The 18897-nt window shown below is 29.0% G+C and carries 18 protein-coding genes; all 18 read right to left on the reverse strand.

Annotation, left to right across the window (positions count from 1 at the left end):
• Position 1: 1 nt before the first annotated feature.
• The 18 genes from ASE21_RS18675 to ASE21_RS18760 are packed head-to-tail and all read right to left on the reverse strand — an operon-like array spanning position 2 to position 18880.
• Positions 2–1072: a glycosyltransferase gene (locus ASE21_RS18675; protein ID WP_057124227.1), complete on the reverse strand. Its 1071-nt coding sequence runs from the start codon at positions 1070–1072 to the stop codon at positions 2–4.
• Complete coding sequence (locus tag ASE21_RS18680; RefSeq protein ID WP_057124228.1) at positions 1069–2187, reverse strand: glycosyltransferase; 1119 nt, start codon at positions 2185–2187, stop codon at positions 1069–1071. Before ASE21_RS18680 ends, ASE21_RS18675 begins: the two co-directional genes overlap by 4 nt.
• A gap of 58 nt (positions 2188–2245) precedes the next feature.
• On the reverse strand, positions 2246–3346 hold the full coding sequence (locus tag ASE21_RS18685; protein WP_057124229.1) for a glycosyltransferase family 4 protein: 1101 nt from the start codon (positions 3344–3346) through the stop codon (positions 2246–2248).
• A gap of 9 nt (positions 3347–3355) precedes the next feature.
• Positions 3356–4501 (reverse strand): glycosyltransferase family 4 protein, encoded by a 1146-nt coding sequence (locus ASE21_RS18690; protein WP_057124230.1) that lies wholly within the window; start codon positions 4499–4501, stop codon positions 3356–3358.
• Positions 4502–5152 carry a CatB-related O-acetyltransferase gene (locus ASE21_RS18695; RefSeq protein ID WP_057124231.1) on the reverse strand — a complete coding sequence of 217 codons (651 nt, stop codon included), beginning with the start codon at positions 5150–5152 and terminating at the stop codon, positions 4502–4504.
• The gene (locus tag ASE21_RS18700; protein ID WP_057124232.1) at positions 5149–6543 is read right to left on the reverse strand and encodes a hypothetical protein; all 1395 of its coding nucleotides are present in this window, start codon (positions 6541–6543) and stop codon (positions 5149–5151) included. Before ASE21_RS18700 ends, ASE21_RS18695 begins: the two co-directional genes overlap by 4 nt.
• A 7-nt stretch (positions 6544–6550) precedes the next feature.
• Entirely contained in the window at positions 6551–7432 is an 882-nt protein-coding gene (locus ASE21_RS18705) for a hypothetical protein (RefSeq protein WP_057124233.1), read from the reverse strand.
• Complete coding sequence (locus ASE21_RS18710) at positions 7432–8865, reverse strand: MBOAT family O-acyltransferase (protein WP_057124234.1); 1434 nt, start codon at positions 8863–8865, stop codon at positions 7432–7434. The genes ASE21_RS18705 and ASE21_RS18710 overlap by 1 nt, the downstream gene beginning before the upstream one ends.
• 29 nt (positions 8866–8894) lie before the next feature.
• Positions 8895–10028, reverse strand: a complete 1134-nt coding sequence (gene neuC, locus ASE21_RS18715) for a UDP-N-acetylglucosamine 2-epimerase (RefSeq protein ID WP_057124235.1) — start codon at positions 10026–10028, stop codon at positions 8895–8897.
• Positions 10021–11061: an N-acetylneuraminate synthase gene (neuB, locus tag ASE21_RS18720; protein ID WP_057124236.1), complete on the reverse strand. Its 1041-nt coding sequence runs from the start codon at positions 11059–11061 to the stop codon at positions 10021–10023. Before neuB ends, neuC begins: the two co-directional genes overlap by 8 nt.
• A 20-nt stretch (positions 11062–11081) precedes the next feature.
• Complete coding sequence (locus tag ASE21_RS18725; RefSeq protein ID WP_057124237.1) at positions 11082–11741, reverse strand: cytidylyltransferase domain-containing protein; 660 nt, start codon at positions 11739–11741, stop codon at positions 11082–11084.
• Between the two features lie 16 nt (positions 11742–11757).
• Positions 11758–12819 (reverse strand): acyltransferase family protein, encoded by a 1062-nt coding sequence (locus ASE21_RS21645; protein ID WP_082603507.1) that lies wholly within the window; start codon positions 12817–12819, stop codon positions 11758–11760.
• A gap of 5 nt (positions 12820–12824) precedes the next feature.
• Positions 12825–13922, reverse strand: coding sequence for a glycosyltransferase family 4 protein (locus ASE21_RS18735; RefSeq protein ID WP_057124238.1), 1098 nt, complete (start codon positions 13920–13922; stop codon positions 12825–12827).
• 12 nt (positions 13923–13934) lie between these two features.
• Positions 13935–14951 carry a glycosyltransferase family A protein gene (locus ASE21_RS18740; RefSeq protein ID WP_057124239.1) on the reverse strand — a complete coding sequence of 339 codons (1017 nt, stop codon included), beginning with the start codon at positions 14949–14951 and terminating at the stop codon, positions 13935–13937.
• Entirely contained in the window at positions 14952–16094 is a 1143-nt protein-coding gene (locus ASE21_RS18745; RefSeq protein ID WP_082603508.1) for a glycosyltransferase, read from the reverse strand. It abuts the gene before it with no gap.
• Positions 16091–17053 (reverse strand): glycosyltransferase family 2 protein, encoded by a 963-nt coding sequence (locus ASE21_RS18750; protein WP_057124241.1) that lies wholly within the window; start codon positions 17051–17053, stop codon positions 16091–16093. Before ASE21_RS18750 ends, ASE21_RS18745 begins: the two co-directional genes overlap by 4 nt.
• Positions 17037–17909, reverse strand: coding sequence for an FkbM family methyltransferase (locus ASE21_RS18755; protein WP_057124242.1), 873 nt, complete (start codon positions 17907–17909; stop codon positions 17037–17039). The genes ASE21_RS18750 and ASE21_RS18755 overlap by 17 nt, the downstream gene beginning before the upstream one ends.
• On the reverse strand, positions 17906–18880 hold the full coding sequence (locus tag ASE21_RS18760) for a glycosyltransferase family 2 protein (RefSeq protein ID WP_057124243.1): 975 nt from the start codon (positions 18878–18880) through the stop codon (positions 17906–17908). Before ASE21_RS18760 ends, ASE21_RS18755 begins: the two co-directional genes overlap by 4 nt.
• Positions 18881–18897 lie beyond the last annotated feature (17 nt).

The raw sequence follows: 18897 nt of genomic DNA on the forward strand, positions 1-18897 counted from the left end.
TTTACTTTTTATACAAAAGCATCAATTTATTAATTACTTCTTCTTCTGAATAATTTTTAAGAATTGACTGTTTTAAATTCTCAACAACTTCCTTCCTTAACAATTCATTTTCTATTATTTTTGATAACTGAGATTTTACTTCTAATTCATTTCTGGGATCAAACAATAATCCTGAGATATCATTTTTTATAATTTCTGAACAATATCCAGCATTGGTTGAAACAATAGCTAAACCTGCTAATCCATATTCCAGCAATGTTACAGGAAAACCTTCTTCAGTTGAAGATAAAACTCCAATCGTTCCTTGAGATAAGATATAAGAAATATCATTTCTTTCTCCGTACAAATGTATATGATTTTCTAAAGAATTTGATTTGATAAATGTCTTTAAAGTTTCTGAATAAGTATCCAAATAATCTTTTCCTATTAAATGCAGACTCCAATCTGAATTCTTTAATCCTAATTCAAAATATGATTTTAAGATAAGCATATGATTTTTAGGATTTTTTAAATTTGCTAAAAAAACAATTCTTTTTCCATCTCTTCCCTTTAATTGAGTAATTTGTTTCTGATTATTCTTTTGTGTTGTAAAATTAGGCACAAAACTAACCCTTTTACAAAGCATATTTTTTTCATTCCATTCCTTCAATTGATGACTGACTACAAAAATTGAATGAAAAAATAGAGATAAAAAAATTAAGGTTTTATTTTTAAATCGGGATTCCCGTATCCTGCTTCCATAATGATCATGCCAAAATATCTTAATTGCTGGCAAAGTCAATTTTACCAAAACTGCAATAAAAAAAGACGAGCTGTGCGCATGAATAATATCAATCTTATTACTTACTAAATATTTTCGAAGCTTGAATATGCTTTTAAAATCAACAGTCTTTTTTTTATCTAAAAACAAATAGGAAACATTACTATTTATCTGCGTAAGTAATTGACCTTCTTTTCTCGTAGCTATTAAACCTGAAAATTTTATTTTTTCAGACAAAGCATTTGAATAATTCACCGCCATTCTTTCAGCTCCTCCGGCTTCTAAAGAATCTATGATCTGTACAATTCTCATTTCGAAACCAATTTTTCAATTTCATTTTCAAAAACTTCTATAGTATAGTTTTGAGACCATTGAGCTGCTAATTCGGATAGATTTTTATAAGTAATTTGATCTAAAAGCAAATTTTCAATTTGAATAACATCTTTTTTTAAATTCATTTCCAATATGATTCCTCTTTTTTGATCATTAAGCATATATGGTACACATGAAACATTTGTTGCCAAAGGAACACAGCCCCAAAACATTCCCTCTGCGATAGCTTTTGGCCATCCTTCACTTCGTGATGGTAAAATAACGAAATGACTTTTTTTATAAGCTTTTTTTAATACATCCTTATTTTGATTCCCTTGCAAAAAAACACAGTCCTGAAGTTCATTTTTCTGAATATATTTTTCCAGATTAACTCTTTCAGGCCCTTCTCCAAATAAGTTAAGCATAACTTTATACCCTTTTTTAGCTAAGATATCAACTAATTTTAAAGCATACATAGGATTTTTACCTGCAGTTAAACTTCCAACAAAAACAAACTCAATTCCCAGATTTAAGTTGTTTTTTTCAATTGCTTCTTTTTCATAAACTGAATATGTAGCTGTAAAAAAAGGTTTCACATTTTTAGACTGATTTTCCCATTCTCCATAAACCAAAACCTGCATATTCTGGGTTAAGAATGTATTATTTAAAATACGTTTTTGCAGTTTATATGTCCACGGCTGTTTGCTTTTTGGATCCCAATTTCCGGCATATTTTGCAGTTTTTATTTTATTTGGAAAGCAAATCTGAACAAAACAGCCAATTAAACCCATGTTTCCGGGACAGCGTAAGTGAATATGATCTGCATTTTTCATGGCTTTAAAAGTCTTCCAAATTATCAAAGGCAAGTTGAATGCGCTTTTTAAAATACGCATTGGTGTATTAAATGCTAAAGCGGGTATTTTGTGAAAACTTATTTTAGAATGCTCGTAAGCCAAATCAATATTACTTGACTGTCCTTTACTAAAAGGAGCCACAATAGTAACCTCATCAACATATTTAAACCAGATATTCATTTCTCTAACATATGGACCATAGGCCAATAAGTTAGATTGCCCTTGATAGTGTTCAACGTGAGTGATAATGGTAAAGTTCATTAATTTGGGAGTAAGTTCTTTTTAAATTAGTCTTTCGGCTTTAAATTACGTTTGGATTTTAATTTTCGATTATTTTTTTGATTTTAGCACAATAACTATCTGTTCCAAATTTTTGCAAATATGTTTTTCTGGCCTCTGTTCCCATAAAATCACAATTTTTGTGATTATTTTCTACTTTTTCAAACAACGAAATCATTTCTTCTAAAGTTGGATTAAACTTAAAACATTCAACCTCATCTGTTAGTTCTCTGGTCAATCCTGTTCCGTTTGAAATTAATAATGGGGTTTGATTCATCATTGATTCTAAACCAACTGTTGGCAGGTTATCAAATTTTGATGGTATAATGGTATAATGGCTTTTATTTAAATATTGATCAATTTCATTGTAAGGTAATGCTCCATGAAAATTAATATGATTATGAGAATTACTTAATTCTAATATCTGATCATGTTGACTTCCGTTTCCAGCAATATTTAAAAGAATTTTCGATGTTGGAAACTTGTTTTTATAGGCTAAAAAAGCATCGATTAATTCAACAACTCCTTTTGAAGGTTCTAAACGGCCTAAATAAGAAATTACAATGAAATCTAAATCTACAGTAATTTTCTCAGTAAATCTATCTTTCATTGGGTTAAGAACTTTTATGCTATTCTGACAATGGAAATATTTTTCTAAATCTTCTTTAGCTAAATCTGAAGGGCAGATAACTAAATCTGTAAACCAGCGATAAAGCAATTGTTTTCTATACTTTTTAAAATTTCTTTTAAATGAAGAACTCGAAACATCTTCCTTAATCTGGCTTGATAATGTATGATAGTACGGAAATGTCTTAACCTTTCCAAGAGAAAGGATTTTTGAAACTACGATTGTGATATTAACATTTACAAAATGGCTTATTACAATACTTGGTTTGTATTTTAGATAAATTTTGGCAAACCAAAATGCATCAGAAATCTTTACAGGTCTTTTATCTGTTGGCCATGAATAAACTAACAGTTCTCCGTTTTCAGTATTTTCTTTGAAAGGGTTATTAAAAAAAGGCCGATGAGAAATAAATACAACTCTATTTCCATGATTGGCCAAATTCTGAGCCAGATAATAGCTCATATAAGCAAATGAGCCGGCTGTATAATTATGTGCAATTAAAATTGTCTTCATCCTTTTACATCAAAAAATTACATTTTTATAAAAATCAATATTTTGACGAAGAATATTTTCAAGTCCGTATTTTGTAATTACGTACTTTCTGGCTTTTTTTCCCATTTCTTTTGCTTGTTCTTTGTTGGATAAAAACCAAATAATTTTTTCAGCAATATCTACTGGATTATATGGATCACATAATAAACCTGTTTTATAGTTTTCAATTGTTTCAGGCCCCGGCCCCAGTTTTGTAAAAACAACTGCTTTTTCCATCGCCATTGCTTCAGGTGCTACCAACCCTTGAGTTTCCATATGAGAGGGAAATACACATAATGAAGCTTCAGAATAAACCTGGGGAATATCAGAATAAGGCACAGCTCCGTGAAAATTAATATCCTGAGATGCATTTCCCAGTTTTATCAATTCTTTATCTTTTAACATCTTCATATAAGAAGTACCATTGGGAAAAAACCAATCCCTTCCATAGACTTCTAAAGTAACGTTTGGAAATTCTTTTTTAACTAACGGAAAAGCCTGAATTAATTGACGAATCCCTTTTTTTTCACAAACCGTTCCGGCAAAAACAATTTTATTATCAGAATCGTTTGTAATTATTGGTTTAAAAAAATCTGTATCAATAGGATTACTTATATAAGCTATTGGTTTATTGTGATAACTTAGATATTTTTCAGTATGCTGTTTTACATATTCAGAAACTGCAATAAAAGCATCAGCTTTTTTAAAAGATCTTTTTTCCTGAAATCCTTTCCATTTATTGATTTTCCTGTTTTCGCTTTCAGCAAAAAAATGGTGACCTCCATGTAAACGGATAATGTACTTGATGTTTTTTATTTTAGATAAGAAGGCGAGACCAAGCTCAGAAGATTCAATAATCTGTATTGGACTATTTTTATGAATCTCTCTGATTTTTTTATCAACTGTCTTCGAATTAAAATACCAAGAAAGTCCTTTTACTTTGCTTTTTTTTAATCTGTAAACCTTTATTCCTTCGACAATTTCAGATTCATTAGTTGGAGAATAATTAATTCCGATGACTGATATTTGAAAACCTTTTTTAACCAGTGAAACTGCCAATGTCTTAACAAAGCTGCCAATTCCTCCATGTGGAAAACCTTCTTTTGGAAATTCATTGGTTATGAAACAAATGTGCATTTATATATGTTTTTTAATAAAACTATCTATTGACAAATAGAAATCATTTATGTTTTCTTTGATTTTTTCATCAGACCAATCCCACCAGCTAATTTTATTCAAAGCATCTATAGTTTCCTGATTATGTTTGAATTTGATAACTTTTGCCGGAATCCCTCCTGCAATTGCATAATCTGGAATATCATCAGATACAACTGCACCAGCCAAAATAGAAACTCCGTTTCCAATTTTAACATTGGGCAAAATTGTAGCATTCATTCCAATCCAAACATCATTTCCTACTATTATATCAGATTTATTTGGTTTCAATTTTTTATTTAAATCGGCAGCTTTATAAGTCATACTATTAATTATTATTTCATCATTTTTTTCTAAAATTTCATGAAATAAAGGAAATGATGTAATTTCACTCTCAGTATGAAAGCCTGAATCACAAATGAAGTTTACATCATTTGCAATGGAACAATATTTACCTATTTTGAGACTTGAATCATTATACCATTTCCATACAAAAGCACCGTTATCATATGTTTTATCTCCAATAACTGCCCATTTTGCATCTTTTAAATAAACACTATTTCTGCCCTTTAAATAATTGTAGAAATTAATTCCTAAAATACTCCAAAGCAATTTTCTTATATAAAGAATCATACGTTTCTATTTTTTATAAGATTAGAAATATTAATTGAAGCGCTATTATTCTTTTCTTCAACTACAATATTATACCACTCCTTTAAATTGCTTATAGAATTCCACTCTTTTTTGTAAATAATTTTATCTATAATTTCCTCTTTATTATTGAGCCAAATTACGGCATCATCATTTGGCATACTTTTAAAATGCTGAAATTGATAGATCGTTTTTACTGACCAGCGTTTATCATTTTGATTTTGCTGATCATAGTTAATGAAAACACATGGCTTATTAAACTTTCCAAAATCAAAAGCCATTGTTGAACCAACATTTACAACTATATCAGAATAGAATGCAGTACTCACTAATAACTTTACATCTTTAAAAGTTGGATAAACGGTGTTCCATTCTTTTGATTTACTAAAATACCATACGGGCGGAGCTTCTTTAATTAAATCTTTATATTGTTTTACAACTTTATCAAATCTTCCCGAAAAATCGACCGGACATCTTCGCAGTAAAATTTGATATTCGTTCTGTAGATTCGCTTTGATAATTTCTTCGGCTATATCTTTCAAATAATCCGGATCATCCGGAGAAGTTTTGATATCGTCACCAGAAAAACATATAATTTTTTTATTCAAATCCAGATCATATTCCCTATAAAAAGATTTCTTATCAATTAAATTTTTCGGATCATCATAAAATTCAAATTGTGGAGTTCCAGTAACATGAATATCATCTGATAAAATTTCGGGATAATATTGCTTCAATTCATTTTTCATATAACCGGACCATACCAAATAGTTATCTGCACGGAGTGCCAATCGGGCTTTTGGTAAATTATCCCAGGAGTAAATCACAGTGCTTGTTTTAATTCCCAAATCACTTGCTGCGGCAAAAACCGGAGCTGCATTCAAAGCTCTTTGGTGTGAACAAAAAACATGATCAATTTGCTGCTGTTTCAGAATAGTTTTTACTTCATCGTAAAACGAATTTTGACGAATTGCTTTCTGATACATTCTTTCAAGTTTTAAAATACTTGAATAGTCTTTAAAAAAGGCCGATAACAATTCTATCGTTTTATAGAATATCTTTTTTGAAAATCCTTTCTGTTTCCAGTTCCAGTTAGTTAATAAAGTTGGATTATTAACTTTAGAATTATTGTAATGCAATCTTGAAAGACAAATTAATTCTCTCAAAAACTTTTCCTTAACAGACTCTTTATAAGATGGAATTGAGATTTCTTCATTAATTGCAGTATTTTCTTTGATTGCTTCTATAGTTTCGCGGTCGAAATTATGAAACAGAATTATGTCTTTATTTAAATTATTAAAAACATTAGAATAAAGATAATTTCTTATTCCAACACCATCAGGAAAAAGCAGTACTATTTTATTTTTATCCATTGAAAAACTATTCTAAAAAAAAATCTTTTAAAATTTTTGCCGTAAATATTTTTGCTCCTTTATCATTCATGTGTCCGCAAGAAGAAAAATATTTATTTTCAATTACAACATTTTCATAATTATGAATTTCCGGATATGCTTTTTTTACTTTATCAAAATAATTCAATCCTTTTGTGTTTTCACACATTGGTGTCATTAATGCGATAAAATTAATGTTATTGGCTTTACAAAGATTTTTAATTTCTTCGTAATATTTATTGTGCTTTAATGGATTTAAATTCACAATATTATTTTTCATATTAGCATTTTTGTGCTTTCCTAATGGATAATATCCTAAGTTATCTAATGTATTCGTTTTTTCCTTTTTTAGAACCTTAACTACTTCTCTAAATCCTATTTTTCCATCATATTTAATATATCTGTAAAATGGGATATAATAAAGCTCATTAAAATCTGTTTCATTTAAAAAATGATTTTTAATAACCTCTGAGTTATGGATATATGGCAGAAATTTAGCAGAAATTCCCTCCGCCTGATGTTCATTTGAAAGATTTAAATCGGCTTCTAGAATAATATTTTTGATTTGGTATTTTCGTTCGATCATTAATTTCAACATCAAAGAAGCTTCAAATAAATGTCCGCCGCTCATTCCGTAATTGAATGCTTTTAATCCTTTGTCTTCAAACATTTTTGCCACAAAATGATTATTTGCTCTTGAAGATCCTAAAAAAACAACATCGTATTTCTGGGCTTGTGAATTAAAAACTTTTTCGATTTTCCCTCTGTCATTGGAATGCATGAAAATATAGGTATACAACCCATCTAATAGAAATGCTATTAAGATTGTTATGACACTAATTTTAGCGATATAAATTAAAAACTTCTTCATTAAAACTGAAAATATATAAATTCTTTATAATCTGAAAAAGTTCCAAATGCCATAATCGCTAAAATTGCCAAGGCTACTTTTAATGTACTCCATTTTCCAGAAAGTGGTTCTACTTTACTGCGGTTATTCCACTCGATTAACACAAATAACGCAATCATTAGTAAAAGTTCATAGCTGTAACGTTCATTATCTAAATACTGAAAACTAAAATCTCTGCTGGTAATAATTCTTTTTAAATACAAAACTGCGTCTGTAATTGTTTTGGCTCTAAAAAATACCCACGCAATGCACGTTAACGCAAATGTGTAAAGTATACTGAAGAATACTTTTACAGAATCAAAATCAAATTTCAACTGAATGGTGTCCATGTTATTTCGATTACTGTTAGAAAGAAGTAATGGCAGGAAATAAACTGCATTTATGAATCCCCAGGCTAAGTATGTCCAATTTGCACCGTGCCAAAAGCCACTAACAACAAAAATGATGAATGTATTTCTAATTTTCATCCATAATCCGCCCTTACTTCCTCCTAACGGAATATATAGATAATCACGAAACCAGGAAGAAAGCGAAATATGCCAGCGTCGCCAAAACTCGGCTATATCTCTTGAAAAATATGGATAATTGAAGTTTCGTAATAAATCTAAACCAAATAATTTTGATACACCCAGTGCAATATCTGAATATCCGGAAAAATCACCATAAATCTGAAAAGCAAAGTATATAGCTCCCAAAATTAATGAGAAGGAATTCATGGAAGTGTAATTATCAAAAACAGCGTTGGCGTAAGGGGCACAAGTATCGGCAATAATTACCTTTTTTACTAAACCCCAAATAATTTGATAAACTCCTTGTTTTGCATTTTCTAAATCAAATTCACGTTTAACTTTTATCTCTGGAAGTAAATGTGTCGCTCTTTCGATTGGTCCTGCTACTAAGAGCGGAAAATAACTCACAAACAGAGAATAATCTACAAAGTTATATTCGGCTTTTATTCTTTTAAAATAAATATCTATTACATAAGAAAGACCGTGGAAGGTGTAAAATGAAATTCCAACCGGTAAAATTACATTTAGTAAAAGTGGACTTGCTTTTATACCGGCTGAATTTAATAATTCTGAAAATGAAGAGGCAAAGAAATTATAATATTTAAAGACTCCTAAAAATCCCAGATTGACCAAAATACTCAACCAAAACCAAAATTTTCGGCTTTTCTCAGATTTACCTTTTTCAATTTGAATTCCCGTGTAATAATCCAGAAAAGTTGAGAAAACCAATAAAAACAGAAATCTCCAATCCCAACAAGAATAAAAATAATAACTGGCAATAATCAGTAAAGCATTTTGGGTGCTTTTGTTTTTATTAAAAACAAACCAATACAGCAAAAAAACGATTGGTAAAAAGATAGCAAATGCTATGGAGTTAAAAAACATATGAGTTTACAATGGTATTAAAAAGGATATTATATATCTCTAAATTGTTTTTGGTGATTCAGCTGCCAAATATCGTTTTTCTTTAATGATTGTAAAAACAATTCGTTACTATTTCCTTCTCCAAAATCATTATCTGAAACCTGAACTTTATGAGAATCTATTTTGGAAAGAGCTTCAAGAATATCTTTTTCAGAATAATCGACATTTAGAATATCGGCATGAATGGCTCTATTTTGCTGGCGCGTTCCAATATTTATAATTGGTATCCCATAATAAGGCGCCTCTCGAATTCCGGCACTGCTGTTGCCAATTATAAATTGACTCTTTTTTAATAAAGTCAGAAAATATTCAAATCGCAATGATGGAAAAATTCTGAATCTTGTAATTCCTTCTAATCTTTTAAATTCGTCTATTATGAATTGGCTTCCCAAATCATTGTTTGGAAAAATAACAATATAGTTTCGATTATCTTTTAGTAAACAGTCAACAAAAGTAACAACGTATTCTTTCATTGAATTAAATTCTGTCGTAACCGGATGGAACATTACTAATGCATAATCTTCAAACGGAATTTCATAATATTTTTTTGCTGTTTCCAGAGAAGGCAGATTATTAGAAAACATAATGTCAATATCTGGGGAACCAATGGTAAAGATAGACTCTTTTACTTCTCCCATTTGCAATAATCTTTTTTCGGCCTGCTTATTAGACACAAAATGCACGTGACTTAGTTTACTAACACTATGACGAATTAATTCGTCTACAGTTCCAGAAACTTCACCACCTTCGATATGAGCAACCAAAATATTATTTAAAGATCCTACAATAGCGCCTGCAAGTGTTTCTACTCTGTCTCCGTGCACGACGATCATATCAGGTTTTATGTTTTTGCAATAATTGGACAACCCTTCAATAGTCTTTGCCAACGTTAAATCCATAGTAGTTTCGTGGGTATGATTTTCGAAAGTAAAAACGTTTTTAAAATTACAGCGTTCTATTTCGATTAATGTATAACCATAAATCTCCTGCAGATGCATTCCGGTAACAAAAACAAAAGCTTCAAAATCCTCTTGTTCTTCTAGAGTCTCAATGAGTGATTTAATTTTCCCGAAGTCTGCACGGGTACCGGTAAGAAATAATATTTTTTTTGAAGAATTATTCAAAATCAGAAAAATCTAATTGTTCGTCATTTTCAATATCTCTCGATGCGGTTTTTCCAATTAAATCATTAAAATGTTCCGCTAAAATTTTACCTGTTCCGGGACGTTTAACCCAGATATTTTCTTTAGATAAAACTTCTCCTTTTTTAATTGGCTTTATAGCGCAAACCGTAGCAAAAGCAAAATCGATTGTAACTTGTTCCTCTAGAGCAGGTTTTTTAGTTCCACCTCGCATTAAGGCAATTTCAGCACTTGAAACAATTAATTCTGCACATGCTTTTTCATCCATACTGCAAACAATATCCGGACCTGTTCGCTGCATATGATCTGTAAAATGTCTTTCCAGAATACTTGCACCAAGCGCTACTGCACCTAAGCAGGCATTATTGTTTAAAGTATGGTCACTTAGTCCAAACACTTTATCCGGAAAAGCCTCATGAAGTTCGACCATTGCTCCAAAACGAACTAAATGAATTGGTGTTGGATATAAATTTGTAGTATGAAGTAAAGCAACCGGAATATTGTGTTTGTCAAAAATTGCAACCGCTTTTTGAATACTTTCTATTGTATTCATACCTGTGCTTAAAATCACTGGTTTTCCAAATGACGCAATATGTTCTAACAAAGGATAATTATTGCATTCTCCTGAACCAATTTTATAAGCCGGAATATCAAATTTCTTTAATCGCTCTGAAGCTGCTCTTGAAAAAGGTGTCGAAATAAAAATCATGCCTTTGCTTTCTACATAATTTTTCAATTCCAACTCTTGCTCTTCATTTAGTGAGCATCTTTCCATAATTTCATAAATAGAAACATCTGCATTTCCCGGAATTACTTTTTTGGCTGCACCAGACATTTCATCTTCTACAATGTGAGTTTGGTGTTTTACTACTTCAACTCCTGCTCTGTGTGCTGAATCAACCATTTCTTTTGCGACTTCTAAAGAGCCTTCGTGATTGATTCCTATTTCGGCAATAACTAATGGTGGAAAATCTGGTCCAATTTTACGGCCTGCAATTTCTATATATGGATTCATTGTTTATTGGTTTTGGTATTTTATTGTTTTTTATAAAGATATCTCGCATACTCTAAATCTTCAGGAGTATCGATATCAACTTGTGCAAAAATATGATTTACCTCGAATGGAAAAGCATTTTCTGAAATAATAATATCGTTTAGTATTAAAGAACTCTTTGTAATATAAAGTAATCCGTTTTCAAAAAAAAGCGGTTCTAAATCCTGACTTCTCTGCCCAAAAGTATAATTAAAAGGCTGAAATTTATTATCCATTATTTTTCCAAATTTTTGATGATTTCTGGAAACCGTAAATAGGCTGTCTTTATTTTCTTTTTCGAATTTATTAAAAGCTTCTTGTAATAAGTTTTCAGGACGTAAAGGATTTGTTGCCTGTAATAAAACAACATTTTCCACATCTGTATCAATTGATTCCAAAACATGTTTTAATGCCGAAACTGTTGGCTCTAAATCTCCTGAAAGGGATTTTGGTCTGTCAATAACTTTTGCTCCAAATTGCAGTGCTGTTTTTTTTATTTCAGCATCATCTGTTGAAACGTAGATATCATCTATAATTCCACTATTTTCTTTTGCATATAATATAGAATGGGCAATTAAAGGTAATTCTCCTAAAAGCTGAATATTTTTTTCTGATATTCGTTTTGATCCTCCTCTTGCAGGAATTATAGCTATTGTTTTCATCTCCTTAATTGTTTTATTAAGCTGGATTTTCAATTATCTCAGCTATTTTCTTTTTTATTCTTATTTTATCTCTAATTGGTTTTTCAATGTAGACATAAGATAATGAAGAAATAATAATCAGGATAATAAGTCTTAGAAAAAAGACAAGTGTAGGCTCACTTAAATGCAGATATTTATTTACACTATATGCACTTACTAAGGAATAAACTGGAAATTGTAGAATATAAATTCCAAAGCTAATTTCTCCCAAAAATATAAATATTCTTTTTTTAAATAATGTAGTTATTATTCCATTATTTAAGGAAATAAGGATTATTAATGGAATGAAAAGCACTGCCAGCATTCCATTATGAAATTTTAAATTTAGCGGAAATTTTAAAGCCAAAAAGATTAATCCGAGAATTAATAGAATTAAAAAATCATAGCTGCCATTCTTATGCTGCCATTTTTTGATTAAAAAATATCCAGATAAATTTCCAATCAAAAATTCATTGAGATGCAATATAGGATTGTACATCAATAAATCTCTTACTAACTCATTTCCGGCAAATAATAAAAAAAGAGTTTCAAATAAAATTTGACTAAAAATCCAAAATACAACAATATATACTGCAGCTTTTTTATAACTATTATTTTTAAGAATATTAAAAACAATAGGGAAAGCTGCATAAAACAACATTTCTACAGATAAAGACCATCCTGGTGGATTAAAAGATAAAGCTTGTCCCGGAATCCAGCTTTGAATCATAAATATGTTTAAAAACATACCTAATAAATCAAGGCTTTTAGTTCGTATTTGTAAAAATAACACAAGAAGTATGGCAAAAAAATAGATGGGATAAATTCGTGCAAACCTATTTCTAAAATATTCTTTTGGTGAAAAATTTGATTTTTTCCCATAAGCAATTATCATAACAAATCCTGATAGTAAAAAGAAATAACTAACACAAACATCTGCGTTAAAAAATATTGGTTTTACAAAATCATTATTAAAGAGAAAGCTTTTTTTTCCAAAATGAAAAATTACAATTGATACTGCGGCTAAAAACCGTGTAAATGTTAATTGATCTATTCTCATACTTGTTATTTACTTTCTATTCTGAATTTTGCTTCTTGAATGATAGAAGTCATATTTGCATCCCAATTTTCCATAGAATACATTTTATTAGATAACGGTGTAACCTCTATAGTTTGATCTATAAAATCATTTATTGCACCAACCCACTCAGAAACAAAATGAGGGTTTTCTATTAATTTACCGTATTTACCATATTGTAAAACTTCAGGAACACCTCCCATTGCCGATGCAATGCAATAATTACCACAATGTAATGCTTCAATTAAACTTAAACCGAAACCTTCCTGACAAAGAGTGGAAAAAAGATAGCAATCAGATGCTTGATAATATTCCGGAAGATTATCGTTTGAAATTCTGCCTAAAAATTTAACTCCCAAAATATTTTCTTCTCTTTCTGATCCTATAACAAGAAGAATAATATTTTTTTTCGATTCATATACTTTTCTCCATGCTTCTAAAACAATATGCAATCCTTTTTTGGGTCTATCTTGTGAACACCAGATAAAGACTTTTTTATCTTCAAATCCAAGTTTTTTCTTTAAATTATGTTTATTAGAAACCGATATGGTTTTAAATTTTTGAGTATCAATTCCATTATAAAGAATTGAAAAATGACAAGGCAGAACATTAACTTTTTCTCGAAATTGATTATAGCTATCATGGGTCAAAACAATTAGCTCATCAATCAATTCATAAAAATTTGAACCGGAATTTAACTGCATATACGGTGAGAATCCATGATAAAAAAACTGAATGTAGCAATTCTTCAAAATCCCTACTGAATTAAGATAATCATAAAGAGGTTTAATCATTCCATAATTATCAACAACTTGAATTATATATTTTTGATTTGGAACAATTATTTTATTTAGAGCCTTAAAATATTGAAGGTTTTTTTTCTTAAAAACCTTATGTTGAACTTTCTGTAAGAAACTCGTATTAGCAAAACTATAGTTAATCCCTGAAAACTTAATTTGAGTTTTTGGGCAAATAACATAATCTATTCTATGATCACCTTGAAGATAATTTTTATAGAGTGTTGTCCAGCTTCCAATTTTAGAATAAGGTAATGGCACTTGGGAAATTAAAATTGTTTTTGTCATACTTTAACTTAATTAATAAATTCCTGCTTCTGCTTTACTAAGTCCTTTGTATTTTAAAAACCATCTTTTTACAGGTTTTCTCGACATTACTTTCCTAAATAAAACATTTTTAATCCATAAAAGGATTTCATTTCTTTTGTTAGATTTAAAGTTTAATGAAAATTCCGGAGTTGTATTTGAAATTAACAAAGACTGTAAAACTTCTTCCATCCATGATTCTTTAACATTCCCCATATGATATGTATAATTATCTTCTGTAGCTAAACGCCAAAATCCCTGATCTACAACAGGCTTGTCAAGAATATCATCACTGTTTCCTCCCATTACATATTGGGTGTGTTTTTCCTTAATTTCTCGCAAAATATCTCCTCTATATGTTACAACAAAATGTCCTGCACCAACAACTGCCTTTGTAGAATTACTGGAAATTGTTAGATATTTTTTTAGATGTACATCTCTATAAAAATTTGAATTATTAATACTAACAGCAAATGCTTCTAAAGCTTCGGGGTTTTTGACTTTTGAAAATTGCATTTTTTTTGAAAAAAAATTCTCAAAGAGTATATTAAAGGTTTTATCATTAAATGATTTTGACGAAGGGGTTGGACATACAGCTCCTGCTTTTGGAAATGCTTTGAAAACTTTATATGTTTCCTCTTGCCAATTATTCAAAAACAGAACGTCTGCATCAGCAGCTGTTACTAAATCAAACTTATGCCCTACGATTCCTTTTAAAATTGCATTGATATATCCAATATTTGTTAAATGAATAATCTCTTGAATTTTATGTTCATCAAACATATTTTGCAAATAATCAATAACGATTTTACAACTACCATTATTTACTATAGATATGTATGTTTTATTATGACTTGTTTTTATAAGAGACTCAAGGCTGTATTTTAAGATTTGAAAACTATCCGTAAAATACCCTTCAAGATTTGGAATATAAACTGGTATAATAACCTGATGGAAAAAATCCTCGGTTTTTTTTATTTTATCTTTTTCAGGATTAAAACCTATTCGCATTTAATAATTTATTTCTAGGTTTTTATATAATGCTATAACCTTTTGTTGATTAGTATTATAATCTAATTTTTCAAGGGCAATTTTGTTATTTATATTTTTTGCCTCTATCAACATTTCTTTATCTTCAATAGATTGAATGATTAATTTAGCAATCGAATCAATATTTTCAGGATCTTCGATTAAAAATCCATTTATTCCATGATCTATAATCTCGGCCGAGACATTTCCCGGATTGGATTGAATGGGAAATGCTCCCATAACAATTGACTCCAACAATGTATTTGCCATTCCATCTGAAGTATTATTTCCAATATATATTATCGATTTACCCATTAATTCCATTATTTGCTGGTGCGATAAATCATGTCGGCCATATACTTTATATTCTAAATTATTTTCAGCTGTATACTTTTCAACAATATTGTGTGCTCCAAAAACAATTATCTCATATTGGTCAAGTTTTGTCTTTAATTTGTCAAGTGCTTTAATTATATTTATTGCCCTACCAAATAAGTTTTGATATCCTTTAACTAAAATTACTTTTCTCTTCTCAATCGGCAGTTTATAAATTTCAAATTCTTCTATTTTATAACCTGTTCCGCCAGGAATTACTCCTACATGTGTACCACTAAAACCTAATTCTTTGGCTATTTCATAATCTCTAAAACAATCAGTATGTAAATAATTTACGCGTTTTAGAACATTTTTGATTTTGTTTTTATGATATATAAAATTCTGAAAATAAAACAAATCACTACCCCAGCAAGAGTAAATCCATTTAATGTTCGGGAATTTATTCATCGTTTTAATTATTGGATAAGAGCAGGATTGCATTTCAAAACTATGAATAATGTCTGGATTAATTTCCTGAATTATTTTTTCGAGAACTTTGTTTTCAGTAATTTCAAAAAAAGGACGAATTGAATTATATAATTCAGGCATTTTTTTAGAGAGCCAATATTCGCCTTTTAAGTAAGGTAATTTTCTTTTTTTCCAGTTTGTAAATTGATGATCTGATTTAAATGTATCCAACTCTCCTCTATTTAAAACATCAAACCAATAGAGTTCATGATCGGTTTTGCTTAAATTTTCAATCCATCTAAAAAAATGAATGGAAGGCATTGAGATGAAGAGAATTTTCATATATTTTTAAGTAATAAATAACCTTTATTAAATATGGAATAAAATATAAAAGCATTTATGGATTTTATTGCACCTAAATAATCCATTAATTCTAATTGTTTCTTTATTAATATCCTTAAATATTTGTATCTATTTATATCTTTTTTCTGGAGAGCAGTTATTAAAAACCATTTACATCTCTTTTTGATATAATTATTTAATATTAAAGGATTTGCTTTTTTATTAATTTTCAATAATTTTAAGTGCTTTTCAAGAGAAACTATCTCTGAGTAAATTTCTTTATAGTTTAATTTACTTATTTCATGAGCTAACGATTCTGAATGAATTCTATATTGGATTAAAGGTTTATGAATATATTCTATTTTTGGGTTTTGATATAACATTCTTAAATTAAAATCCCAATCGTCTAAATTAGTGATCTGTTCATCAAAAAGCTGCGTTTGCATATTTATAAATTTTCTACTCCAGGTTTGAAAAACATAATATGCAATTTTTCCAACTAGATAATCTTCAATCAAATTTTGAGAAAAATAATTATACTTTTTATCTAATTTAATTTCATCAATATTTATAAACTCAATATTTGAAACAACAAGATCGCAGTCTTTTTCTAAGAATATCTCCAGAGTACTAGCAAGGCAGTCAGTTAGCATAATATCATCACTGTCAAACCATTTTATATAAGTTCCTTTCGATTTTTCAAAACCATAATTCCTGCAGGAGTTTGGTCCCTTTAAAAGATTATCAGGACGATTATAATATTGAAATCGAGAATCTTTCAACACATATGTATTTACAATTTCTTCAGTATGGTCTATACTTCCGTCATCCACAATGATACATTCCCAATTAGTATGTGTTTGATCAATTATGCTATCCAAAGTTTTACCAATCAAATGTGCTCGCTGATAAGTTGGAATAATAATTGAAAAAAATGTGCTTTTATTTTCTATAAGCATATATCATACCTGTATTGATTGCCAATTGCTGGCTAAAACAATTAAAATTGTATTTCAATAATATTTTTTCTAGTTCCTGGCTTCCTTTATCATGCCATTCTATCATTGCAAAATCAATTTTATTCAAAATTCCACTGTTATCTAAGTCTTCGAATATCTCATATTCAGCTCCTTCACAATCAACTTTCAAAACTATTTTAAAATTTTGGTTTTGATTTATAATTTCTTTTAGAACCGAAGAAGCATTCTTTATTATTACATTTACTTTCTCAACATCCGAAATTATAAAACTCGAGCTTAAAGCACCTCGAGATCCCGTATTTCCTTTAACATTTTTATTAAATAAGAATGTTTCTTCTTTGTCCGTGTTACCTAATCCATAATTATTTAATTCAACCACTTTATTCTTATTTAAAGTCAGGTTAAATTTTGCCTGATCATAAGTAAGTGGTACTGGTTCATATGAATATATTTTTTTTACATTATCTTTTGAGGAAAAAAACAGTGCTCCTAAACCTATGTTTGCACCAATATCAATAACTACAACTTCATCATTTGTACAAAAATTATAATCATTTGAATAGAAAATTTCGTTTAAAATAAAAAATTCTTCACAAGTTTCTAAATAAACAGTCGTATCATCAAATGTAAATAAAACTCCTTGTCCATTATCTTTTATACGTATGGAATATTTATTTTCCAGATTACGAATAAAATCAAATGTCTTTATTAATAATTCTAAGTTATCTATAACCTTATATTTTTTTAAATAAGATATTTTTCTTTCTCTTTCTTTGTTCTTATTTTCAATTTTATATCCTAGTTTAGCCAAAAATCTATATAAGTATTCCTTCATTTTTTGAATCTGTATTTTATCAATTTTATAAAATCTTCAATTTTTATCATTTTACAATAAGACAAAAATAACTTAATCTGTATTCTTTCTGTCCTAAAGTAGTTTTTTAAAAAATTTAGTCTTATTTTTTTTAATTGATTGTTAAACAATTTATTATCATAAATTTTCTTTTTAACATTGCCTTTTTGCAATAAATTAAATAAGATCAAAGATTTTTTGAAATCGTCAATTGTATAATGATCTTGTTTTTTAAATGCAATATGCATTTTTTTATAGATATCATTTTCAAAATTAATAATTGATTCAAACATTCTAAACTGAGAAGAATATCCTACTGTAGTTTGATGTACATTATTCGCTTGAGAAACTTGCTCCTCATGACTCCTATAGAGTAATAAAACTTCTTCTAAATTTGCTAACTCTCCTTTGAATGCCAAGCGTGTCCACAAATCATAATCTTCAGCATGTTTATATTTTATATCATACAAATTTTCTTTGAAAACAGCTGTTTTCCCCATCACAGAGGGATGACAAAATGAAGTTGTAAAACATAATTTTATAATTATTTCTTCGTGAAATAAAGGGTGTCGCAAAATAGTATTTTCATTTATTATTTGAATTGCAGAGCCACACAAAATAATATTTGGATTTTGTTCTAAAAACTTCAATTGTTTTTCAAAGCGTTGTGGCAAACAAATATCATCGCCATCCATTCTGGCAATATATTCTCCTTTTGCAATTGAAACAGCATAATTTAAGCTATAAATTAATCCTGTATTTTTCTCTTTTCTAATTAAATTTATTCTCGAATCATCAAAATTCTCTATAATTGCAACTGTTGAATCAGTTGAGCAATCGTCAATAATTAATAACTCAAAATCTTCAAATGTCTGATTTAATACACTTTCAATTGATTCTCTAATATATTTTTCACAGTTGTAAACTGGTAATATTACACTTACTTTGGGCATTTAAGGTTATTAAATTT

It is taken from the genome of Flavobacterium sp. Root901 (assembly GCF_001429765.1).
Lineage (GTDB): Bacteria > Bacteroidota > Bacteroidia > Flavobacteriales > Flavobacteriaceae > Flavobacterium.